A 22,652-nucleotide genomic window follows, 5' to 3' on the forward strand; every position below is an offset into this window, starting at 1 on the left:
CACGTGCATGATTTGCGGTTCAGTTCGCCGATTCGAGGGCTTGTATTGACTTCCAGCGCAGGATGACGCGCTGATACATGGCGAAGGCCAGTTCTTCTTGACCCGTGTCCAACCCGGTGAGTGCCGCCGCGAGCTCGGCGGCGGACTGGTCGGCCTGCAGGGTGGCGTCGTCCATGACGTGCACGAGCCCGCCGTAGTCGAGCTCGACCAGCGAGTGCGGGTGGAACTCCTCCAGCCAGCGGCCGACCTCTTCGACGTCGCTCAGCGTGGTCACCTCGCCCACGTGCCGCCGGATCACCACCAGCGCCCGCGCCACCCTGCGCCGGGCCTGCGCCATCGAGGTGACGTACAGCAGGTTGCGCGCCGGGGCCGTGGTGGTGGCCGCCGTGGGCTCGGTGGCGGTCTCGTCCTGGCGTCCGAGCACCAGCCAGCGCTCGGCGGAGTCGAACGGCACGAACCAGGGGGTGGGGATGTGCCAGGTGCTCGTGCGGATGTGGGTGCGCAGGGCGGACGAGCCGCCCCGCTGCTTGAAGCGGTCGAAGTCGTCGGCGGTCTGCTCGGCGATGGCCCGGGGGACGAAGCGGTCGGCGAGCCTCAGCGGGGTGCCGCCCCTGAAGCGGGCGAAGGCCATCCACGACCGGAGCCGGCTCTGCCACGGGCAGACATACAGGGTGTCCTCTATGCGCCTGAGGTAGGCGTTGGGGCTCTCGGTGCCGGGCGCGGGTACGGCGGAGACGCCGAGCAGCCTGCGCACGGCCTCGGCGTGCTCGGCCTCCAGGGCGAACGCCCGCCGGGGGCGCTGCTTGGAGTCCGCGTAGGCGGCCCAGAAGGCGCGGTCGCGCTCGTTGAACGCCGACAGCGGCTCGTAGACACGGAGATAGGCGGCGTAGGGCAGCACAATCGAATGGTGCCACGGAGCGGCGAGCCGACGCGAGCGCGTGGCCTCTCCATGAGACGGGGGAGGGCGTATCCCGCGCACGAGCGGGGAAGGCGGGCGGCGCGACCGCCGCCCGGGCGTGTCGCGAGCGGGACGATCATGGTCGGCGAATGCGGGGCTGGATAAGGTGGAGCCGGAATCCGCCGCGACGAGGCGGCGGACGTAAACGACCGGGAGTCACCACAGTGACCGACGTCTTCGGGCTGTCCCACAAGGACACCGGCCCCTCAACAGGTCAAGCACGACACGAGCAGGTCGTCTTCTGCTCCGACGATCGCAGCGGCCTCAAGGCGATCATCGCCATCTACACCACCGCCCTCGGCCCGGGGCTCGGCGGCACGCGGTTCTACCCCTACACGAGCGAGCAGGCGGCGCTGGACGACGTCCTCAACCTGTCGAGGGCGATGGCCTACAAGAACGCCCTCGCCGGGCTCGACCTCGGCGGCGCCAAGGCCGTGATCATCGGCGATCCGGTCAAGGACAAGAGCGAGGCGCTGCTGCGGGCCTACGGCCGCTTCATCCAGTCGCTCGGCGGGCGCTACTTCACCGCCTGCGACGTCGGCACCTACAGCGAGGACATGGACATCGTCGCCCGCGAGTGCTCCTACGTCACCGGGCGCACCGTCGCCCACGGCGGCGCGGGCGACTCCTCCATCCTGACCGCCTACGGCGTGTTCCAGGGCATGCGGGCGGCCGCGCAGTACACCTTCGGCTCCCCCACCCTGCGCGGCAGGCGGGTCGGCGTCGAGGGCGTCGGCAAGGTCGGGTTCCGGCTGGTGGAGCACCTGCTGGAGGACGGCGCCGAGGTCGTCGTGTGCGACGTCAGCGAGCAGGCGGTCGAGCGGGTGCTCGCGCGGCACCCCGGGGTGGAGGTCGTGGCGGACGCCGCGGCCATGAAGGCCGCCGACATCGAGGTCTACTCCCCGTGCGCGCTGGGCGGCGCCCTGGACGACGAGGCCGTCGCGGGGCTGCGCGCCAAGATCGTCTGCGGCGGCGCGAACAACCAGCTCGCGCACCCCGGCGTGGAGAAGCAGCTCGCGGGGCGGGGCATCCTCTACGCTCCCGACTACGTCGTCAACTCCGGAGGGGTCATCCAGGTCGCCGACGAGATCGAGGGGTTCGACATGAACCGCGCGAGGGCAAAGGCGACGCAGATCTTCGACACGACGTTGAAGATCTTTGCGATCGCCGATGAGGAGGGGGTTCCGCCGGCGGCGGCTGCCGATAGGCTGGCGGAGCGCAGAATGTCGGAAGTCGGGCGGCTTAGGGGTATTTGGCTGGGCCGCTGACTACGGACGCCTATACGGCGTACCGAGCGGCGCGCAAAACAGGTACGGTTGTAGTCGAACGAGAGCTGACGTCGGAAGTCAGGCGGCGGCAGCGCGTGGTGCGTTAGCGACGAGGGGTCGGGCACGACCCCGCATGAGGGGGTCGAGCCGATGGGGCGCGGCCGAGCCAAGGCCAAGCAGGTGAAGGTTGCCCGCCAGCTCAAGTACAACAGCGGCGGCACCGATCTTGACCGTCTTCGCGAGGAGCTCGGAGTCAACCACGACTCCAACCAGACCGATGACGAGGTCATCGACGATGAGCTGGCCGATCGGTACGCCGATTACGCCGACGACATCGCCGACGACGACGATGATCACAAGTCCGGTCGCCGTTAGGCGACTTTCGGGTTGACCCGCTGGTAGGGCACCCGGTGAGCAGTGGCTCACCGAGTGCCCTCCTTAGCGCTCACCGGACAGGCTCCTTGCCACCCGCACGGCAAGGAGCCTTTTGGCGTGTTCAGGCGCATGCGCGCCGCGCCGCCGGCCTTCCACGGATCGCCCGAGACCGCTTTCGGCATGATCACGCACGCCTGGAGCCCCCGGACCACGCTGGCTGGGCCGCGGTCCGGGTGTCGCCCGCCAAGTAAGGGGTCAGGATGTGAAACGGGCCCGCCCGGTGCCCGGGACGACCTCGCCGAGCACCCACGCCGCCTGACCGCGCTCGCGCAGCAGGCGGAGCGCGGCGTCGGCCGACTCGGCCGGCACGACCGCGCACATGCCGACGCCGAGGTTGAACGTGCGATCCATCTCCTCGGCCGCCACCCCGCCGTGCCCGGCGATGACGTCGAAGATCGGCGGGACCGTCCACGACGAGCGGTCGAGGACGGCGTCCACCGTGCCGGGCAGCGAGCGGGCGAGGTTGGCCGCCAGCCCGCCGCCGGTGATGTGCGCGAAGGCGCTCACCCGCACGGCGCGGGTGAGCTCCAGGCAGTCGAGCGAGTAGATGCGGGTGGGCTCCAGCAGTTCCTCGCCCAGCGTGCGCCCCAGCTCGGGGAGCGACGCCTCCAGCTTCAGACCCGCCGTGCGCAGCACGTGGCGCACGAGGGAGTAGCCGTTGGAGTGGACGCCCGACGACGCCAGGGCCAGCACGGCGTCGCCCGCGCGCACGCGGTCGGGGCCGAGCAGCTCGGCGGCCTCGACGACGCCGGTGCCTGCCCCGGCGAGGTCGTACTCGCCGGGCTCCATGGCGCCCGGATGCTCGGCCGTCTCGCCGCCGACCAGCGCGCACCCGGCCAGGCGGCACCCCTCGGCGACGCCGCCGACGATCTCGGCGACGCGCTCGGGGACGACCTTGCCGCAGGCGATGTAGTCGGTCATGAACAGCGGTTCGGCCCCGCACACCACCAGGTCGTCGACGACCATGCCCACGAGGTCGATGCCGATGGTGTCGTGCTTGTCGAGGGCCTGGGCCAGCATGACCTTGGTGCCCACGCCGTCGGTGGAGGTGGCCAGCAGGGGACGCTTGAAGCGCAGCAGCGCCGAGGCGTCGAACAGGCCGGCGAACCCGCTGGCGTCGTCCACCACCTCGGGCCGCCGCGACCGCGCGACCCGCGACTTCATCAGCGCGACCGCCCGGTCGCCCGCCTCGATGTCGACGCCCGCCGCGGCGTAGCCGGTCATGAACCCTCCTGTGCGGCCGTGACGGCGTAACCGCCGGTGATCGCCTGGCGACCGGTCACGCCCTGGCCTCCAGGACGTACTTGCCGACGTTGTCGTTGTCGATGGGGATCGGGTATTTCCCGTCGAAACAGGCCCGGCACAGGCGCTCGGCCGGAAGCGTCGTGGCCTCGGTGAGGCCCTCCAGCGAGATGAAGCCGAGCGTGTCGGCGCCGATGGAGGTGCGGATCTCCTCGATGGTGCGCGACCCGGCGATCAGCTCGACCTTGGTGGCGAAGTCGATGCCGTAGAAGCACGGCCAGGCCACCGGCGGCGAGGAGATGCGGACGTGGACCTCGGCGGCCCCCGCCTCGCGCAGCATCTTGACGATCGCCCGCTGGGTGTTGCCCCGGACGATGGAGTCGTCCACGACGACCAGGCGCTTGCCCTGGATGACCTCGCGCAGCGGGTTGAGCTTGAGGCGGATGCCGAGCTGGCGGATCGTCTGGGACGGCTGGATGAAGGTGCGCCCCACGTAGGAGTTCTTGACCAGGCCCTGACCGTAGGGGATGCCGCTCTGCTCGGCGTAGCCGATCGCGGCCGGGGTGCCCGACTCGGGGGTCGGGATCACGAGGTCGGCGTCCACGGGGTGCTCGCGCGCCAGCATGCGGCCGACCTCCACGCGGGTGGCCTGCACGCCGCGCCCGGCGATGGTGGTGTCCGGGCGCGCCAGGTAGACGTACTCGAACAGGCAGCCCTTGGGCTCGGCGAGCGCGAACCGGCGCGAACGCACGCCGCGCTCGTCGATCACGACCAGCTCGCCGGGCTCGATCTCGCGGATGAAGGTGGCGCCGACGATGTCGAGCGCGGCGGTCTCGGAGGCGACCACCCAGCCGCGCTCCAGGCGGCCGAGCACCATCGGGCGGATGCCCTGGGGGTCGCGGGCGGCGTAGAGGGTCTTCTCGTCCATGAAGACCAGGGAGTAGGCGCCCTTGACCTGCGGCAGCAGGTCGGCCGCCGCGTCGTCGATCGACCTGCTGCGGTCCTGCGCGAGCAGGGCGGTCAGCACCTCGGTGTCGGTGGTCGCCCTGATCGCGGGGCCGGACAGCCGCTCCGCGAGCTCGGGCGTGTTGATGAGGTTGCCGTTGTGGGCGAGCGCGAGACCGCCCCCGTCGGTGGAGCTGAGGGTCGGCTGGGCGTTCTCCCAGACGCTGGAACCGGTGGTCGAGTAGCGGCAGTGACCGATGGCCAGGTGGCCGCGGAGCGTGCCGAGCACCGACTCGTCGAAGACCTGGGCCACAAGCCCCATGTCCTTGTAGACGAGGATCCGGCTGCCTTCGCTGACGGCGATACCCGCGGACTCCTGCCCGCGGTGCTGCAGCGCGTACAGCCCGTAGTAGGTGAGTTTGGACACGTCCTCCCCGGGCGCCCACACACCGAAGACGCCACATGCGTCCTGCGGCGCGCGGTCACCTGGGTCAACGTCGTGGCCGAGACGGCCGTCGCCCTTTAGCACGTGCTTCAGTCTAAGTTGGGGGTCTCGATGCACGGTAATCCGGGTGTGGTGAGGTTGACGTGATCTCATGGAACGGAACGCTCCCCGGCCCCCATGGGAGAAAGATCCCCCTGGCTTTGCCGTGTCGCCCCGGCGCCCCGTCGAGCGCCAGGAGAGAGTGGGATTCCGGCATGCCCGATACTGGTCGAAAGAGCTGACCGTGACGACTCCTGGCGATCCGAACGACCCCCTCCCCCGAGACGACCCGCGCGGCCGTCCCCCTCACGAGGGAGCGTCGCCCGGCGAGCCTTCACGCGACCCGTACGGCGGCGAGCGGCCATCCGGCGGGGCGCCCGAGGGGTTTCCCCACGCGGAGGGGCCTTCCGGCGGCCGTCCCCACGGAGAACAGCCGGGCGGGGGCCGTCCTTACGGTGAGCATCCCGGCGGGTACGGCCAGCCGGACTCCGGGGGCGGGCCGTACGGTGAGCAGCAGCCCGGCGGGTACGGCCAGCCGGGTTCCGGAGGCGGGCCCTACGGTGAGCAGCCAGGGGGCGCCACGCCTCCGTACGGGCCGCCGCCCTACGGCGGCCAGGCGTATGGCGGGCAGGCCTATGGCGGGCAGCCTCCCTACGGTCAGCCGCCGGGAGGGCCGCCACCGGGTGAGGGCCGGCCCGGCGGGCTCGGGACGGCCGCCCTGGTGCTGGGCATCCTCAGCATTCTGCTGCTGGTCGTGTGCGGCATCGGCGTGCTCACCGCCATCGCCGGGCTCATCGTGGGCTTCATCGCCGTGTTCCGGAACTCCCGCAAGGGGAGGGCGATCGCCGGCATCATCCTGAGCGCCCTGGCCCTGGTGCTGGCGGTGATCGGCATCGGGTGGTTCATCAGCAACTTCCAGGATTGCTTCAGCCTGCCCACGCAGGCCGAGGCGCAGCAGTGCGTGGAGCGTAAGCTGGGTGTCAACGTGGAGAACGTGTCACCGTGACACCGCCTCAGCGCACCGGCAGGTACTCCGTCAGATCCGCCCGGAGGCCGCTGGCGCTGATCTTGCCGGCCTCGTACGCCTCCGCCCAGCTCAGGCGGCCGGTGGCGAGCGCCAGCCAGGTGTGGGGGTCGGTCTCGACCACGTTGGGCGGGGTTCCCCGGGTGTGCCGGGGCCCGGCCACGCACTGCACCGCGGCGAACGGCGGCACCCGCACCTCCACCGTGCGGCCGGGGGCTTCGGCGGCCAGGCGGTCGAGAAGGTGACGCACGGCGAACCGGGCGAGCTCGCGCCCGGGCCGCAGACCTTTCTCGTACACGCCGAGCACGACGTGCACGGCGGCGTCGAGCACCCCGGCGTCCGGGCCGTCGTACGCGGGCTCGCCGAGGTCGGCGAGTTGCGTGTCCAGCGCGGCGCGGACCTTGCCGGCATCGAACTTGCGTGTGGCCACGTGCCCATCTTGCCCGTCCCGTCAATATGAACGGTTCATCTCAGCGGCGGGCATGATTCACCTCGCGTTGTCATGGCCGCCGTACGGTCCGACGTTGACATACACGCGCGACCCTGGAGGACCTGTGGCGAACCCTTCGCCGCGCAGGATGCTCACGTTGCTCTCCACCCCTGGTGGTGGACGCGACGCCATGACTTGCCAGTTCCGTTGCGGCAACGCCTGTGCACACGAAGTCCCGAACACCAGCGACAACGCCTACTTCAGCGACATCCTGACGGGCGCGCTCTCGCGTCGCGGGGCGCTTCGGGCGGGGGCCCTCGGCACCCTGATCGCCACCGTCGGCGTCGCCGGCGCCGCGCCCGCCCTCGCCGAGCCGGCGGATCCGGCCGTCGAGCCGCTCGCTCGGGGGCACCAGAAGAACGGTCTGCGCTTCGCCCCCGTGGCGCCGAACACCCGGGACGTCCTGACGGTGGCCGACGGCTACGCGTCCTCCGTCGTGGTGCGGTGGGGCGACCCGGTGCTGCCCGACGCCCCGGCCTTCGACTTCGACAACCAGACCGCCGCCGCCCAGGCCAAGCAGTTCGGCTACAACTGCGACTTCGTGACCTTCTTCCCGATGGGCCGCGACCGCAGCCTGCTCTGGGTGAACCACGAGTACACCGACGAGAACCTGATGTTCCGCGACTGGTCCACCGGTGACACCGCCACGGTCGAGGAGATCAAGATCGGGCTCGCCGCGCACGGCGGTTCGGTCGTGGAGTTGGAGCGTGCCCGCGACACCGGGCAGTGGAAGCTCGTGACCAAGGGCCGCCGCCGGTACAACCGCCGCGTCACCGCCCAGACCCGCATGCGCTTCTCGGGCCCGGCGGCAGGCTCCGACCTGCTGCGCACCGCGGCCGACCCGCGCGGCACGACGGTCTACGGCATGCTCAACAACTGCGCGGGCGGCACCACCCCGTGGAAGACCGTCCTCACCGCCGAGGAGAACTTCAACCAGTACTTCGTCGGCGGCAACGGCGTGCCCGAGGCCCAGAAGGCGTCGCTGACCAGGTACGGCGTCAGCACGACCACGGCCATCCCGAGCGGCAACCGCCGCTTCGACCGGGTCGAGGAGCGTTTCGACCTCGCCAAGCACCCCCACGAGATCAACCGCTTCGGGTGGATCGTCGAGATCGACCCGTTCGACCCCGACTCCACCCCCGTCAAGCGCACGGCGCTCGGCCGGTTCGCCCACGAGGGCGCGACGACGACGATCACCCGTGACGGCCGCCTCGCGGTCTACATGGGCGACGACGGCCGGTTCGAGTACGTCTACAAGTTCGTCTCCAAGGACCGCTACATCCCCGGCTTCGACCGGCACAACTTCTCGCTGCTGGACGAGGGCACGCTGTACGTCGCCAAGTTCACCGGCGACAGCCCGGCGGCCGAGATCGACGGCACGGGCAAGCTGCCGTCCGACGGCGGGTTCGACGGAAGCGGCACCTGGATTCCCCTGGTGAGCGGCGACCGGTCGTACGTCGAGGGCATGACGGCCGAGGAGGTCCTGGTCTACACCCGCCTGGCCGCCGACAAGGCCGGCGCGACCAAGATGGACCGCCCCGAGGACATCGAGCGCAACCCGGTCAACGGGGCCGTCTACGTCGCCCTGACCAACAACACCAACCGCACGGCCGCTCAGGTGGACGAGCCGAACCCCCGCGCGGCCAACAAGCACGGCCACGTCCTGGAGATCGTCGAGCGCCGGAACGACCCCGCGGCGACGACGTTCTCGTGGGCCGTTCCCCTGGTCTGCGGTGACCCCGCCGACCCGGCGACCTATTTCGCCGGGTACGACAAGACCAAGGTGTCCCCGATCTCCTGCCCCGACAACGTCACCTTCGACGCCGAGGGCAATCTGTGGATCTCCACGGACGGCAACGCGCTGGGCTCGAACGACGGCCTGTTCGCGATGCCGCTCGCGGGCCCGGAGCGCGGCCACGTGCGCCAGTTCCTCACCGTGCCCGTGGGCGCCGAGACCTGCGGCCCGCTCATCCTCGACGACCAGCGCAGCGTCTTCGTCGCCGTCCAGCACCCCGGCGAGCTCACCGGCGCCAGTCCCGACGCCCCAGCCAGCCACTGGCCCGACGGCGGCAGCAGCCAGCCCCGCCCCTCGGTGGCCGTCGCCTGGCACAAGCAGGGCAAGAAGATCGGCTCCTGACCCCCACCCCGGGCGGTGACCGGCCCCCGGCCGTGCACCGCCCGCGGTCGCGTTCTCCGCGCGCTGCGCGGCTCGGACCGTGTTCTCCGGAGGACTCTTGTCCCAGGTGAGCGGGCTGTCGGAGGGGTGTGGTGTGATGGCGGCGTGAGTCGGGCCGTGGAGGAGAGCAATCGGCGCATGCTGCGGGCGCGGGATGCGATGGATCGCGCCTATGCGGAGCCGCTGGACGTTCCGGCGCTTGCGCGCATCGCGCATGTGTCCGAGGCGCACTTCGCACGTACCTTCCGGGCCACGTTCGGGGAGACGCCGCACCGCTATCTGCAGCGGCGGCGGGTCGAGCGGGCGATGCACCTGCTGCGCGAGACCGACCGCAGTGTGACCGACATCTGCTTCATGGTCGGCTTCGGCAGCCCCGGAACCTTCAGCCGCACGTTCCACGACATCGTGGGCCGGTCACCGAGGACGTACCGGAAGGAAGCGCAGGTCACGGGCGTCCCCACGTGCTTCACGATGGCGTGGACACGGCCGAGCGCCTGACCGGCCACGGGGGTCGGCACTGGTCAGTTTTGGATAAGTTTTCCGCCGTACCGCCGATTAACGTGATGCGCATGTTCAACGCAATCACACACTCACAGATCTTCGTCCTCGACCAGGACGAGGCCCTCGACTTCTACGTCGGCAAGCTGGAGCTGGAGGTCGGCGCGGACGTCGACTTCGGCTTCATGCGCTGGCTGACCGTCAACGTCCCTGGACACCCGGAGCGCCAGATCCTGCTGGAGAAGCCGGGCGGTCCGACGATGTCCGAGGAGACCGCGGGGCGGGTCCGCGAGCTGCTGACCAAGGGCGCGACGGGCGGCCACCTCATCTTCAGCACCGACGACTGCCGCAAGACCTACGAGACGCTGCAGGCCCGGGGTATCGAGTTCACCGAGGAGCCCACCGAGCGCCCGTACGGAATCGACTGCGGCATGCGCGACCCCTTCGGCAACCACATCCGCTTCACCCAGCCGAAGGCTTAGAGCTTCGGGGTGACGTAGTCGGTGCGCCCTCGGGCGACCCAGGGCGTGGCCCCGCGCGACGAAGCGAAGGGTCGCCCTTCAGAGGGCGTGCCGAAGGCGCCGTTTCGAGATGGCGGCCGGGCTGGTGCGAGATGAGTGCCCCGGGAGGTTGTGGCGCACGGCGACCGCACCCGTCCCAAGACGCTGCGAACCGGGAACCGGCTACGCCGTGCCGGGAGCGGCCCGTTCCACGTCGGCCTGTGATCGACGTGACAAGTAGGATATTTCCTACGTATAGTCGCCTCATGCACATCACGCAGGTCAGAACCGTGGCGTCGGGCTTCGCCCGCGTCTGCGAGGTTCCCTTAGCCCTGGCCGTCCCGGCTCCCGACGTGTCCGCGATCCGCCGATGCCCGCGGTAGCGGCGGCCGAGGATCGGGTCTTCGCGGCGCTCGCGAGTCCGGTGCGGCGGGAGGTGCTCCGGCTGCTGCGCGAGGAGGGGCCTCAGCCCGTCCAGCGACTGGCGGGGAAGTTCGAGATGGCGCGTCCGAGCTTCTCCGAGCACCTCAGGGTGCTGCGCGAGGCCGGTCTCGTCAGCGAGCGCAAGGTGGGGCGGCAGCGGCTCTACCGGCTGGAGGCGGTCCCGCTGAACGACGTGCAGGAGTGGCTCAACCCGTTCGAGCGCTTCTGGCGCGACAGGCTCGCCGGCCTCGGCGCCCTTCTCGACCGTATGGAGGAAGACGAATCATGACCGAAGACCACCAGACGACCATGACCGACGACGACCCGACCACCCTGCGCGTCGACCAGTTCCTGCCGCACCCGCCCGCCAAGGTGTGGCGGGCGCTCACCGAGCCGGAGCTGCTCGCCCAGTGGATGATGCCCGGCGACTTCCGCCTGGAGGTGGGCCACCGCTACACCATGCAGGGCGTGGCGATCCCGGCCACCGGCTTCTCCGGCACCGTCCAGGCCGAGGTGCTGGCCTTCGAGATCGGCAAGATGCTCAGCATCTCGTGGCAGGACGCCGCCCCGCAGCCCGGCGACCACGCCGACTGGACGATCACCTGGACGCTGCACCCCGAGGGAAGAGGCACCCGCCTGTTCCTCCTGCACGAGGGCTTCGACCCCGACGACCCCAGGCAGCAGCTCTCCCGCACCATCATGAACGGCGGCTGGCGCACCGGCGTCATCCGCGCCCTGGCCACCGTCCTCGACCGCTTCTGATGCCGTCCACCGGGGCCGATCTGGTGCGACTGCGTTCGGCCTGGCGGCGCGGGGCCGCGCCGTCTGAGGGGCCGGCGCTTTCCCGGGGGAGCCGCTGCCGGGGTCCCGGTCGCGTCATCGGGGGGTCAGGACGCAGAACTCGTGGCCGTCGGGGTCGGCCATGACGACCCAGCTGACCTCGCCCTGGCCGATGTCGACGCGGGTCGCTCCGAGGGAGACGAGACGGTCGACCTCGGCCTGCTGGTCGCCGTCGGCGGGGGGAGCGAGGTCGAAGTGCAGGCGGTACTTGCCGCTGGGCTTGGGGTCGTGCGGCGGGCCGCCCCAGGTGATCTTCGGGCCACCGTGCGGGGAGCGGATGGCGGTCTCCTGGTCCTGGTCCCAGACCAGCGGCCAGCCCAGCGCCGCGCTCCAGAAGTAGCCGACCTCCTGCGAGCCGTCGGACGCGAGCGCTCCGATGAACCCGCAGTCGGCGAGGAACCGGTTGTCCGGCCCGATCACGCAGAACTCGTTGCCCTCGGGGTCGGCGAGGACGACGTGGTCCTCCTCCGGAAGCTGGCCGACGTCGATGTGCCGGGCGCCCAGCTCAAGCGCCCTCGCCACCGTCTGCCGCTGGTCTTCCAGGGACGTGCTCGTCAGGTCGAAGTGCATCTGGTTCGGGACGGACTTCTGCTCCTGGGTCGGGAGGAACCGGATGCGGAACCCGGTGTCGTCGCCCGGCAGGAGCGCGATGTCGCCCCGGGGGTCGTCGGCGCTCTTCCAGTCCAGGACTCCGGCCCAGAAGCGCGAGAGGCGGAGGGGGTCGTTCGCGTCGAAGCAGAGTGCGTGCAGGTGACAGGTCATCCCGCTCCGCACCTCCGATCTGCTGGTACAAGCTGCGGCAGGGCACGTCCCGCGCGCCCCCGGGAGATCAACGCTAGGCGTCCGATGCAAGCCACGCAAAGGAATTAGCCGGGGGGTGGCACCCGCGCGTGAGCCGGTGCGCGCGGGGGCGGGGGTCACGCCACGGGCTCGGGGACGCGGGGTTCGGCGGCGGGGGTGGGCTGGGGTCGGGTGCGAAGGGAGTAGAGGCTGAGCGGGATGCCCAGGGCGACGATGGCGCCGGCCACGACGAGGGCCAGCTGGTAGCCGTCCAGGAAGGCGGTCAGGGGGTTGGCGCCGGTGCTGATGGTGGCGTTCTGGCGGGTGGTGAGGATGGCGCCGAGGACGGTGACGCCCAGGAGGCCGAAGACCTCGCGGAAGACGTTGAGCACTCCCGACGCGACGCCCCCGCGGCCCGCCGGAAGCGCGCCGAGGATGGCGTTGGTGAGCGGCACCAGGAGGCCGGCTCCGAGGCCGTAGAGCATCAGCCAGGGCAGGAGCCGGCCGTAGGTGCCGTCGGCGCCGATGGGGGACAGGCCGACCACCGACACCGCCATCAGGCCCAGGCCGGTCGCGACGGTCGGGCCCGTGCCGAACCGGGACGCGATGCGCGGCGCGACCGTCGCCAGCACGGCGAGCAGCAGCGCCATGGGGATGAACGCGGCGCCCGCCTGGACGGGCGAGAAGCGCAGGACGTTCTGCAACCAGAGGGTGGTGAAGAAGTAGATGCCGAAGACGCCGAACGCCCACAGGCCCATCGACAGCACGCCGCCGGTGAAGACCCGCTCGCGGAACAGCGAAAGGTCCATCATCGGCTCCGCGGTGCGGCGCTCGATCACCATGAAGACCGCCGCTGCCGCCGCCGCGGCGCCGAACGCCCCGAGGATGGCCGCGGACGTCCAGCCGAGGTTCGCGCCCTCGATGAGCGCGTAGGTCAGGGCGAACAGCGCGATCGAGGAGGTCACCAGCCCCGGCAGGTCCAGCCGGCGCCTGACGCGGGCGGCCGGGCCGGTGGCGGCCGGGGCCGGCGGGACTGCCGAGTCGGTGGTGGCCAGGGCCGGCGGGACGGTCGCGCCGGCCCCGTCGCCCTTGGAGGCGCGGATGGCCCACGCGCCGAGGATCAGCGTGGCGACGCCGATGGGGACGTTGACCAGGAAGATCCAGCCCCAGTGCCAGCTCTCGCTGATGAGGCCGCCGGAGAGCGGGCCGAGAGCCAGGGCCAGGCCGCCGGCAGCGCTCCACAGGCCCACGGCGAGGCCGCGCTCGCGCGGGTCGGGGAAGGTCTTGGGGATCAACGACAGGGCCGGGGGCGTGAGCAAGGCGGCCCCCACCCCCTGCAGGCCGCGGCTGAGGATCAGCGTCGCGCCGTCCCCGGCGAGGCCGGCCGCCGCGGAGGCCAGGGTGAAGACGGCGAGCCCGATCAGGAAGATCCGGCGCTGGCCGAAGACGTCCGCGAGCCGCCCGCCGGCCAGCAGCAGCCCGGCGAACACCAGCATGTAGCCGCTGACGATCCACTCCAGGCCCGAGAGCGTCAGCCCGAGGTCCTTCTGGATGGTCGGGAGCGCCACGTTGACGATGTTGTTGTCCAGGTACGTCATGAAGGTGGCCAACGAGACGGCCACGAGTACCCACCACCGACGATGCACAAGGGTTCCCCTCTACGATGTACTTGTACGGCGTACATGTACGTCGTACAGGAGAACTTGTACGTCGTATAGTTGTCAAGTGGCCCCAGAGAAGCTGACCCGTGAGGCCGTGGTCGAGCAGGCGTTGGCGCTCGGCGACGAGGAGGGTGTCGACGCGGTGACCATCAGGCGCCTGGCCGGGCGGCTGGGCGTCACCCCCATGGCGCTGTACTGGCACTTCAAGCACAAGGACGAGCTGATGTCCGCGCTCGCCGAGCACGCCATGTCCGGCGTCACGGCCGAGCTTTCGCCCGGCGACCCATGGCGGGTGCGGTTGCGGGTGATGGTCGAGGCCGCCGTCCGCGTGCTGCGCGACCACCCCTGCCTGCCCGACCTGCTGACCAAGCTGCCCGACAAGCACGACGTCGACAGCTTCCGCCGCGCCACCGAGGCCGCGCTCGACGTGCTCAGCGAGGCGGGGTTCACGCTGCGCGAGGGGTTCCACATCTCGTCGTACCTGCTCAACGGCGCGATCGCCCTGGTCAAGGGCCAGCCCGTCTGCCCTTCCGACGCCAGCGACGCCGAGGAGGCCGAGGCCCGCCGGCAGGCCCGGCTCCGCATGGAGTCCCTGCCGGCCGGCCGCTTCCCGCGCATGGTGGCGTACGGGGCCACGTACGCCGAACAGCCCGACATCGACCGCTACTACACGTTCGGCGTCGACCTGCTGCTCGCCGGCGTCGAGGCCATGGCCGAACGCCGGACGGGTCCTTCCGGCGAGCCCGCGGGCTGAGGTCAGGCCCCGCGGGGGGTGCGTGCCAGGACGGCGGAGGCCACGCCGGCGAGCGCGACGGCCGCCAGCACCAGGTAGGTGCGTTCGACGCCCGCCAGGAGGTGGCCGACCGCCACGGGGCTCAGCCGCGAGAGCGTGCCCGCGTACACCAGCTCGCGCAGCTCGGGGGAGAGCGTGCTCGTCAGCAGGCTCAGGGTGAGCGCGACGCTGAGCACGATGCCCACGTTCATGATCATGAGGCGGAAGCCGTTGACCACGCCCAGGCTCCCGGCCGGCAGGGCGCTCATGACCTGCGTGGTGTTCCCGGTGAGGAACGTCCCGTTGCCGCCCCCCGCCAGGAACAGGCCCACCCCGATGATCCAGTACGGCGTGGCGGTGCCGACCGACAGCCCCAGCGTGAGCAGGCCGGCGAAGTTGAGCAGGCAGCCGCCCACGGAGAGGGCGTGCGGGGAGATCCGGCGGCCGAGGGCGCCCGCGATGGGGGAGGCGAGCGCCATGCCGATCGGCAGCGGCAGCACGCCGAGGGCCGCCGTGAACGCGTCCATGCCGCGCGCCGCCTGGAAGTACAGCGCCACCAGCAGGACCAGCGCCGAGCGGGACAGGGCGGTGCAGAACGAGGCGAGGTTGGCGAAGGCCAGCATGCGGCCGCCGAACAGGCGCAGGTCGAGCACGGGGTGGGACGCCCGGCGCTCGACGACGACCAGCACGGGTACCAGCACCAGGAAGATCAGCCCGCCGGTGAGCACGACCGGGCTGGACAGGCCGCGCGAACCGGCCTCCGACAGGGCGATCAGCACGGCCGACAGCGCCGCGAAGACGACGAGGTTGCCCGCCGCGTCGACCGGCGTGCGCGGCCCCGGGCGCACCCGCCGCAGCGTCGTCCACCCCCACACCAGCGCGACCACGCCGGGCGGGACGTTGACCCAGAAGACCCACTGCCAGCCGAGGGTGTCGGCGATGAGGCCGCCGAGGGTCGGCCCGGCGAGCTGGGCCACCGACAGGGTGCCGATGTACACGCCCATGCCCTGGCTGAGCCGGTCGGGCGGGAAGGCGCCGGTGATGATGACGGTGCCGTTGGCCAGGATCATCGCCGCGCCCAGGGCCTGGAGCGCCCGCATGGCGATCAGGAATCCCACGTCGGGCGACAGCCCCGCCATCAGCGAGCACAGGGTGAACAGGGCGAAGCCGCCGAGGTAGACCTCACGCCGGCCGAGCAGGTCGGCCACCCGTCCGAAGAACACCAGGGTCGCCGTGTTGACGAGCAGGTACGACAGCAGGATCCACGAGGCGGCGAACGCGCCGGCGTCGAAGTGCCGCACCACCTCGGGGAGCGCGACGTTCAGCGTGCTGGCGTTGATGCCGATGAGCACGAGGCCGAGGCTGGTCACCGAGCAGACGCGCCACGCGTAACGCAGGTCTCTGGAGTATTCGGGAGTGCCGGGGAGGGGGGAGCTGGCCTTCTGGGGGACGGCGACCATCCCCTCAGTCTGGCGTACGGCGTACGTCCGCTTTCGAAGACTCGGGGTGATAAGTGATGATTGTCGCTTAGGTCACACTGCTGGTCAGCCGGGTCACGGTGGTACCGGTCAGCGGGCGCGCTTGCGAAGCCCCTCCAGGTCGTGGACGACCACGCGGCGGCGGCCGGTCTCGATCAGGCCGCGGTCGCGCAGGGAGCGCAGGGCCTTGCTGACCGCCTCGCGAGAGGCGCCGGTCCACCCGGCCAGCTCGTCCTGGGACAGCGGGAGCTGCACCCGGACGCCGCCGTTGACCGGCTCGCCGAAGCGTTCGGCGAGCTCCACCAGGCGCGTCGCGACCCGGCCGGTGGTGTCGAAGGCGCCGTACTCGACCCGCTTGCGGTCGGCGTCGCGCAGCCGGCTCACGACCATCTGCAACAGCAGGACGGCCACCCGGCCGTGCTCCTTGAGGAACCCGGGGAAGTCGCGCACCACGCACCCCTCCACGGGCTCGAGCGCGGTGATCGTGCCCGAGCGTGGGTGCCCGCTGATCCCCGACATCTCGCCGATCAGCGCCCCGGGGCCCCGGATGGCGAGCACGACCTCGGTGCCGCTCGCGGTGTGCGAGGAGACCTTCACCCGGCCCGCGGTGAGCACCAGCACCCAGTCGGAGGTGTCGCCCTCGGAGAGCACGGTGGCGCCGCGCTCCCAGCGCCGCTTGCGCCCGGCCGCGTACAGATCGGACCGTTCCTCGTCGGTGAGAAGGGCGAGGAACTCACCGGGCTCGGGGGGTGGTGAGGACGTCATGGTCGCTCCGTTCTACGCCGCGATGCCCTGATTATGGGCCCGCGGCGGTGGATGTTCACTGTCCTTTTTCACGCACGGGCCATACCCGGCGTGCGCTCACCGGCCGAGGGCGGTGAGCACGAAGGCCTCGACGCTCTGTTCCTTGCCCTTGAGCGCCAGCGGGCCGAGCGGGCGCACCGTGGCGGCGGCGCCGATCTGCTCGCGGGTGGTGGCGCCGATCACCACGGTGCCGGGCTGCGCCAGCGACTCCAGGCGGGCGGCCACGTTCACGGCGTCGCCCATGGCGTTGAAGCCGCGCAGCTCGGGGCTGCCGATGTTGCCCACGAGCGCCATGCCGGTGTTGATCCCCACCCGGAACCTCGGGTAGCCCTCGTGGCCGGCGGCGATCTCCTCGGCCGCCTCCTGCATCTCCAGCGCCGCCCGCGCGGCCTGCTCGGCGTGCCGCTCCTGGGTCGCCGGGGCGTTGAACAGGGCCAGCAGCGCGTCGCCGACGAACTGGACGATCGTGCCGCCGTTGCGCAGCACGCAGGGCACCGCGGCGGCGTGGTAGCGGTTCAGCATCTCGACGATCTCGCCCGGCTCCACCCGCTCGGAGAACGAGGTGAACCCCTTGAGGTCGGCGAACAGCGCCGTGAGCTCCACCAGCGAGCCGCCGAGCGCCGCCTGCGCCGGGTCGGCCAGCAGGGACGCCGCCACGTCGGGCGACATGTACTGCCGGAACAGCGTCTCCAACTCGCTGTACAGGCGGGCGTTCTCCAGGGCGATGGACACCTGGCTGGCCAGGGTGGCGGCGAGCGCCTCGTCCTGGCGGGTGGTGCCGACGGGCACCTCCAGCGCCCCGGCCAGCACGCCCTTGACCGTCAGGGGGTGGACGACCGTGCCGGCGCCGGGAACCGGCTCGCCGTCCTTGAAGTCGTCGGCCGAGAACGACCGGCCGCCGAGCGGCACCCGCCCCGCCGACACCAGCCCGATGCGCACGTCGCCGTACGCCTCGCGCACGCGGTCGAGGGCGTGGGCCAGCAGGTCCTCCTCGCGAAGGCCCACCCGGGCCTGGCGCCCCACGTCGACCAGCGCGCCCAGCCGTAAGGACAGCTCGCGCTCGGCCGCGAGCGCCTGGCCGGCGCGGTCGAGCACGGCGGCCTGGCCCTCGGTGAGCCGGAACTTGCCGGCCAGCCGGGTCGCCACCGGCGCCCCCGCGCCGCGCTCGCCCATGCGGCGCAGGTGGCCGACGAGCTCCTCCAGCGCCTGGTCGTACTGGCCCTGGATGCGGCGGACGGTCGCGGCCAGCGCCACCGAGTCGAACAACCCCTGGCTGGAGCCCTCGCGGCGGAACTGGATGTAGGCGCTGTAGCCGACGAACACGAAGGCCATGGTGAGCAGCAGATGCCACTCCCACCACGACATCACCCAGTTGGGCCGGAAGTGGCCGGCGATCATGGCCTCGCCCAGCAGGGCGTAGGCGGTGACCAGGCTGATGATCATCGCGGAGGGCCGCCGCCGGTGGATGCGGAACATCAGCGCCGCGGCCAGCGCGTACAGGGCCGCGGCGACCCAGGTGAGCGCGCCGATGCTCGCCCCGCCCGGGGGAGGCGGCGCGCTCAGCGGGGTCAGGCCCTCGACCAGCGAGGCCCAGCCCCAGGCCACCAGCAGCAGCACCAGGCACGCGCGCAGAAGGTCGGCGCGGGCCAGGACGGCCGCCGCGGCCCGCTCGCTGAGCGGCAGCGCCGAGGCGAAGGCCAGCACCGCGGCCAGGGTGAGCCCCACCGGCTGGCCGATGTCGAACCCGTAGCTGCCCTTGAGCAGGATGATCTGCGGCGTCGCCAGCCCGTGCAGGAGGAAGAACCCGGCGCTGCTGAGGAAGACCAGCGAGACCAGCAGCAGCCGGGCGTCGCGGCGCCGGGTGGCCGCCTGGCTGATCAGCAGGCCCAGCGCGACGTTTACGCCCGCCACCCCGACGATCAGCCAGAAGTGGCTGACGTGGTGCTCCCACCTGACGTTCAGGCGGTCGGGGAAGCGGAGCAGCAGCCACAGCCCGAGCAGCGGCGCCGCCAGGTGGACGGCCCACACCACCCCCCGCACCGGATGCGTGGCGGGGGGCAGGAACGGCTGGCGTTCCGGAGCCGAGCCCAGTTCCCCCACAACGGTCACCGTTTGGTCGTTCGACGGCACGGTCGCCTCCGCATCAAGCGTTCGCGTTCCCCCATGACGAACCGATTATCCCGTTCGACGGGTGGCCGGGTGGGCGACGGGGAGACCGTTGTGGACGATCAGGCCGAGAAGGTGGCCGGCAGCGTCGCCTGGTGGGCGGCGCGCAGCTCGGTGACCGGGATCTCCAGCACGTCCTCCACCCGCAGCTCCTGCCCGCCGGTGGCGCCGAGGTTGGAGCAGGGCACCTCGTGCCGGGCGCACAGCTCGGCGAACTCCTCGAAGCTCTCGGGCCGGACGGTCACCAGCGCCCGCGCCGACGACTCGCTGAACAGGTCGACGAAAGCGTCCTCGCCGGGCAGCCGCACCGTGCCGCCCACGCCGTGCGCCATGGCGGCCTCGGCGAGCGCGACGGCGAGGCCGCCGTCGGAGACGTCGTGCGAGCCCACCAGCAGGCCGCGCTCGGCCGCCGTCACCAGGATGGCGGCCAGCGAGCGCTCGGCCTCCAGCTGGACCTCGGGCGGCAGCCCGCCGAGGTGACGGTGGGCCACGTGCGCCCACTCGGAGCCGCCGAGCTCGTCGCGGGTCTCGCCGAGCAGCAGAATGCGCAGGCCGGGCTCGGTGAAGCCGTGACGGACGCGCTTGCCGACGTCGTCGAGCACGCCGAGCACGCCGACGACGGGGGTGGGGTTGATGGCCGTTGCGCCGGTCTGGTTGTAGAACGACACGTTGCCGCCGGTGACCGGCACGCCCAGGGTCTTGCAGGCGTCGGCCAGGCCGCGCACGGCCTCGGCGAACTGCCACATCACCTCGGGGTCCTCGGGGGAGCCGAAGTTGAGGCAGTTGGTCACCGCGAGCGGGCGGGCGCCGGTGACCGCGACGTTGCGGTAGGCCTCGGCCAGGGCGAGCTGGGCGCCGGCGTAGGGGTCGAGCCGGGCGAAGCGGCCGTTGCCGTCGGTCGCCAGGGCGATGCCGCGGTCGGTCTCCTCGGCGCCGGGCATGATCTCGCCGATGCGCAGCACGCCGGCGTCGGCGGGCATCGCCAGCACGGTGTTGCCCCGCACATAGCGGTCGTACTGGGAGGTCACCCACTCCTTGGACGCCACGTTGGGCGAGCCGAGCAGCGACAGCAGGGTGGCGCGGAGGTCGGAGGGGCGCGCCAGCCGGGCGGGGCCGTCGGCGTTCAGCGCGGCCTGCCCCGAGGGCTCGTGGTACGGGCGCTCGTAGACCGGGCCCTCGTCGGCGGCCGTGCCCGGCGGGATGTCGACGATCACCTCGCCGTCCCAGGTCATCACCAGGCGGCCGGTGTCGGTGACCTCGCCGATCACCGTGGCCGGGACGTCCCAGCGGGCGCAGATCGCCATGAAGGCGTCGATGTCGTCGGGCACGACGACGGCCATCATGCGCTCCTGCGACTCGCTCATGAGGATCTCCTCGGGCAGGAGCGAGGGATCGCGGAGCGGGACGCGGTTGAGGTCGACGCGCATGCCGCCGGTGCCCTTGGCGGCCAGCTCGGTGGTGGCGCAGGAGACCCCGGCGGCGCCGAGGTCCTGGATGCCGACCACGACGTCGGCCTCGAACAGCTCCAGGCAGCACTCGATGAGCAGCTTCTCCATGAACGGGTCGCCCACCTGCACGGCGGGCCGCTTGGCGTGCGACTCGTCCTCGAACGTCGCCGAGGCGAGCACCGAGGCGCCGCCGATGCCGTCGGGGCCGGTGCGCGCGCCGAACAGCACGACCTTGTTCCCCGGCCCGGGGGCGGTGGCCAGCTTGATCTGGTCCTTGCGGAGCAGGCCCACGCACAGCGCGTTCACCAGCGGGTTGCCGATGTAGCAGTCGTCGAAGAGCAGCTCGCCGCCGATGTTGGGCAGCCCGAGGCAGTTGCCGTAGAAGCTGATGCCCTCGACGACGCCGGGCAGCACCCGCCGGGTGTCGGGGGCGTCCAGGGCGCCGAAGCGCAGGGAGTCCATGACCGCGACCGGCCGGGCCCCCATGGACATGATGTCGCGCACGATGCCGCCCACGCCGGTGGCCGCGCCCTGGTGGGGCTCGACGTACGACGGGTGGTTGTGCGACTCGATCTTGAAGGTGGCGGCCCAGCCGTCGCCGATGTCGACGACGCCGGCGTTCTCCCCCATGCCGACCAGCAGAGCCTCGGACTTCGGCGCCTTGGTGCCGAACTGGCGCAGGTGCACCTTGGACGACTTGTAGGAGCAGTGCTCGCTCCACATGACCGAGTAGATGGCCAGCTCGGAGGAGGTCGGCCTGCGACCCAGGATCTCGCGGACGCGGTTGTACTCGTCGGGCTTCATGCCCAGCTCGGCGTACGGCTGGGGGTCGTCCGGCGTCTTCGCCGCCCGCTCGACTGAGTCGGTCATGTGTTCTCCTCGCGCACTGCTCACGGACTGCCCGGACGCTTCGCTCACAGGTTGACGAACCTCTTCAGGATCGAGGTGAAGAAGCCGCGGCCGTCCACGCTGGGGGCGCCGGTCAGCTCCTCGACGGCGTGCTCGGGGTGCGGCATGAGGCCGACGACGTTGCCGGCCTCGTTGCTGACGCCCGCGATGAAGTTGGTGGAGCCGTTGGGGTTGACGTCCAGGTAGCGGACGACGACGCGGCCCGAGGCCTCCAGGGACTCGATGGTCGCCTGGTCGGCGACGTAGCGGCCCTCGCCGTGCTTGACCGGCAGCAGCAGCTCCTGGCCGGGCGCGTAGTCGCCGGTCCAGGCGGTGGTGGCGTTCTCGACGCGGACGCGCTGGTCGCGGCAGACGTAGTGCAGGCCCACGTTGCGGGTGAGCGCGCCGGGCAGCAGGTGGGCCTCGCAGAGAATCTGGAAGCCGTTGCAGGTGCCCAGCACGGGCAGGCCGGCGTTCGCGGCCGGGACGAGCTCCTCCATCAGGGGGGCGAACCGGGAGATCGCCCCGCACCTGAGGTAGTCGCCGTAGGAGAACCCCCCGGGCAGGAAGACGGCGTCGACGCCCCGCAGATCGCGGTCGGCGTGCCAGAGCGAGACGGCTTCGCCGCCCGCGTGCCTGATGGCCCGCGCCGCGTCCTGATCGTCAAGAGTTCCGGGAAATGTGACCACACCCACACGGGCAGCACCCATGGCTCTCGTACCCCTCCACACGCGAGCGCCGCGCCGGCGTCCACTCTCCGGACGACGGTCTGCGGCGGTGGGTTCAGGCTACCTGTCGCCATGCGGCGCCCGGGACACCGAGGCGCGCCTGTGGACGACCGGAAGTGGCGAGCTCAGACGGCGGCGAGTTCGCGGTCGTGGTGGGCGAGGAACTCCTCGTCCCAGGCGAGCTCCTTGCGCAGGAACACCGTGGTGCCGCTGCCGGGGGTGATGTGGAAGGACAGCTCGTCGACGACCGACTGCATGATGAGGATGCCGCGGCCGTGCTCGGAGTCGCCGGCGGGGTACTGCCTGGGGATCGCCCCGAGGCCGAGGCCGCGGTCGACGACGCGCAGCTCGCACCGGCCGTCGCCGATGGCGGCGCAGACCTCGTAGCGCTTGGCGGGGCCTCCGTGGCGGACGGCGTTGGCGCAGGCCTCGGAGGTCGCGAGCAGCATGTCGGACACGCAGTCCTCGGTGACGCCGAGGCAGCGAAGGGTGTCGCCCAGCACCCGCCGGACCATCGGGATGCCTATGGCATCCCGCGGCAGGGCCAACGAGAACTCGATATCCACCCGCCTGCACCCCTCCGTGGCGCCGAAAGTCACGTTGGGGAGGTTTCCCCGAACAAACAGGGCTAACCGCAAAATCAC

Annotated in this window: 21 protein-coding genes; 9 read left to right on the forward strand and 12 right to left on the reverse strand. The window is 71.6% G+C overall.

Annotated features, from left to right (window positions below):
• Positions 1–19 precede the first annotated feature (19 nt).
• Positions 20–898 carry a hypothetical protein gene (locus PYR91_RS28635; RefSeq protein ID WP_279784711.1) on the reverse strand — a complete coding sequence of 293 codons (879 nt, stop codon included), beginning with the start codon at positions 896–898 and terminating at the stop codon, positions 20–22.
• Between the two features lie 224 nt (positions 899–1,122).
• On the opposite strand from PYR91_RS28635, the gene PYR91_RS28640 reads away from it, so the two are divergent.
• Entirely contained in the window at positions 1,123–2,226 is a 1,104-nt protein-coding gene (locus PYR91_RS28640) for a Glu/Leu/Phe/Val dehydrogenase dimerization domain-containing protein (protein ID WP_279784713.1), read from the forward strand.
• A 150-nt stretch (positions 2,227–2,376) separates the two neighbouring features.
• Complete coding sequence (locus tag PYR91_RS28645) at positions 2,377–2,601, forward strand: DUF3073 domain-containing protein (protein ID WP_279784715.1); 225 nt, start codon at positions 2,377–2,379, stop codon at positions 2,599–2,601.
• A gap of 255 nt (positions 2,602–2,856) precedes the next feature.
• Here the strand turns inward: PYR91_RS28645 and purM are convergent, their stop codons facing one another.
• Together purM and purF are read right to left on the reverse strand one after the other, a co-directional pair.
• Positions 2,857–3,885: a phosphoribosylformylglycinamidine cyclo-ligase gene (purM, locus tag PYR91_RS28650; protein WP_279784717.1), complete on the reverse strand. Its 1,029-nt coding sequence runs from the start codon at positions 3,883–3,885 to the stop codon at positions 2,857–2,859.
• 55 nt (positions 3,886–3,940) lie between these two features.
• Positions 3,941–5,377 carry an amidophosphoribosyltransferase gene (gene purF, locus PYR91_RS28655; protein ID WP_279784719.1) on the reverse strand — a complete coding sequence of 479 codons (1,437 nt, stop codon included), beginning with the start codon at positions 5,375–5,377 and terminating at the stop codon, positions 3,941–3,943.
• A 199-nt stretch (positions 5,378–5,576) separates the two neighbouring features.
• Here purF and PYR91_RS28660 point away from each other — a divergent pair, with 199 nt between their 5' ends.
• Positions 5,577–6,338, forward strand: a complete 762-nt coding sequence (locus PYR91_RS28660) for a hypothetical protein (RefSeq protein ID WP_279784720.1) — start codon at positions 5,577–5,579, stop codon at positions 6,336–6,338.
• 7 nt (positions 6,339–6,345) lie between these two features.
• On the opposite strand, the gene PYR91_RS28665 is transcribed toward PYR91_RS28660, so the two are convergent.
• Positions 6,346–6,786 (reverse strand): sterol carrier family protein, encoded by a 441-nt coding sequence (locus PYR91_RS28665; protein ID WP_279784722.1) that lies wholly within the window; start codon positions 6,784–6,786, stop codon positions 6,346–6,348.
• Between the two features lie 124 nt (positions 6,787–6,910).
• Here PYR91_RS28665 and PYR91_RS28670 point away from each other — a divergent pair, with 124 nt between their 5' ends.
• The 5 genes from PYR91_RS28670 to PYR91_RS28690 all read left to right on the forward strand — a co-directional run bounded on the left by PYR91_RS28670 (position 6,911) and on the right by PYR91_RS28690 (position 11,205).
• Positions 6,911–8,983 (forward strand): PhoX family phosphatase, encoded by a 2,073-nt coding sequence (locus PYR91_RS28670; protein ID WP_279784723.1) that lies wholly within the window; start codon positions 6,911–6,913, stop codon positions 8,981–8,983.
• A 156-nt stretch (positions 8,984–9,139) separates the two neighbouring features.
• On the forward strand, positions 9,140–9,520 hold the full coding sequence (locus PYR91_RS28675) for an AraC family transcriptional regulator (RefSeq protein WP_279784725.1): 381 nt from the start codon (positions 9,140–9,142) through the stop codon (positions 9,518–9,520).
• A 71-nt stretch (positions 9,521–9,591) separates the two neighbouring features.
• On the forward strand, positions 9,592–10,002 hold the full coding sequence (locus PYR91_RS28680; protein ID WP_279784727.1) for a VOC family protein: 411 nt from the start codon (positions 9,592–9,594) through the stop codon (positions 10,000–10,002).
• Positions 10,003–10,390: 388 nt separating this feature from the next.
• Positions 10,391–10,732, forward strand: coding sequence for a metalloregulator ArsR/SmtB family transcription factor (locus PYR91_RS28685; protein WP_279784729.1), 342 nt, complete (start codon positions 10,391–10,393; stop codon positions 10,730–10,732).
• Positions 10,729–11,205: an SRPBCC domain-containing protein gene (locus PYR91_RS28690; RefSeq protein WP_279784731.1), complete on the forward strand. Its 477-nt coding sequence runs from the start codon at positions 10,729–10,731 to the stop codon at positions 11,203–11,205. Before PYR91_RS28685 ends, PYR91_RS28690 begins: the two co-directional genes overlap by 4 nt.
• 114 nt (positions 11,206–11,319) lie before the next feature.
• Here the strand turns inward: PYR91_RS28690 and PYR91_RS28695 are convergent, their stop codons facing one another.
• On the reverse strand, positions 11,320–12,045 hold the full coding sequence (locus PYR91_RS28695; RefSeq protein WP_279784733.1) for a VOC family protein: 726 nt from the start codon (positions 12,043–12,045) through the stop codon (positions 11,320–11,322).
• A 155-nt stretch (positions 12,046–12,200) separates the two neighbouring features.
• Positions 12,201–13,685, reverse strand: a complete 1,485-nt coding sequence (locus tag PYR91_RS28700; RefSeq protein ID WP_279784735.1) for an MFS transporter — start codon at positions 13,683–13,685, stop codon at positions 12,201–12,203.
• A 103-nt stretch (positions 13,686–13,788) separates the two neighbouring features.
• Between PYR91_RS28700 and PYR91_RS28705 the strand changes: the two genes are divergently transcribed.
• Complete coding sequence (locus PYR91_RS28705) at positions 13,789–14,478, forward strand: TetR family transcriptional regulator (protein WP_279784737.1); 690 nt, start codon at positions 13,789–13,791, stop codon at positions 14,476–14,478.
• A 2-nt stretch (positions 14,479–14,480) separates the two neighbouring features.
• Here the strand turns inward: PYR91_RS28705 and PYR91_RS28710 are convergent, their stop codons facing one another.
• From PYR91_RS28710 to PYR91_RS28735, 6 genes are all read right to left on the reverse strand, one after another.
• Positions 14,481–15,956: an MFS transporter gene (locus PYR91_RS28710; protein ID WP_279784738.1), complete on the reverse strand. Its 1,476-nt coding sequence runs from the start codon at positions 15,954–15,956 to the stop codon at positions 14,481–14,483.
• 108 nt (positions 15,957–16,064) lie between these two features.
• Positions 16,065–16,739 carry a Crp/Fnr family transcriptional regulator gene (locus tag PYR91_RS28715; RefSeq protein ID WP_279784740.1) on the reverse strand — a complete coding sequence of 225 codons (675 nt, stop codon included), beginning with the start codon at positions 16,737–16,739 and terminating at the stop codon, positions 16,065–16,067.
• A gap of 96 nt (positions 16,740–16,835) precedes the next feature.
• The gene (locus PYR91_RS28720; protein WP_279784742.1) at positions 16,836–18,887 is read right to left on the reverse strand and encodes an adenylate/guanylate cyclase domain-containing protein; all 2,052 of its coding nucleotides are present in this window, start codon (positions 18,885–18,887) and stop codon (positions 16,836–16,838) included.
• Positions 18,888–19,006: 119 nt separating this feature from the next.
• The gene (purL, locus tag PYR91_RS28725) at positions 19,007–21,262 is read right to left on the reverse strand and encodes a phosphoribosylformylglycinamidine synthase subunit PurL (protein ID WP_279784744.1); all 2,256 of its coding nucleotides are present in this window, start codon (positions 21,260–21,262) and stop codon (positions 19,007–19,009) included.
• A 44-nt stretch (positions 21,263–21,306) separates the two neighbouring features.
• A complete protein-coding gene (gene purQ, locus PYR91_RS28730; RefSeq protein ID WP_279784745.1) occupies positions 21,307–21,990 on the reverse strand; it encodes a phosphoribosylformylglycinamidine synthase subunit PurQ in 684 nt (227 codons plus the stop codon).
• A gap of 143 nt (positions 21,991–22,133) precedes the next feature.
• Positions 22,134–22,574, reverse strand: coding sequence for an ATP-binding protein (locus tag PYR91_RS28735; RefSeq protein WP_279784747.1), 441 nt, complete (start codon positions 22,572–22,574; stop codon positions 22,134–22,136).
• Positions 22,575–22,652: the final 78 nt, after the last annotated feature.

The organism is Sphaerisporangium sp. TRM90804 (assembly GCF_029846175.1).
Taxonomy (GTDB): domain Bacteria; phylum Actinomycetota; class Actinomycetes; order Streptosporangiales; family Streptosporangiaceae; genus Sphaerisporangium.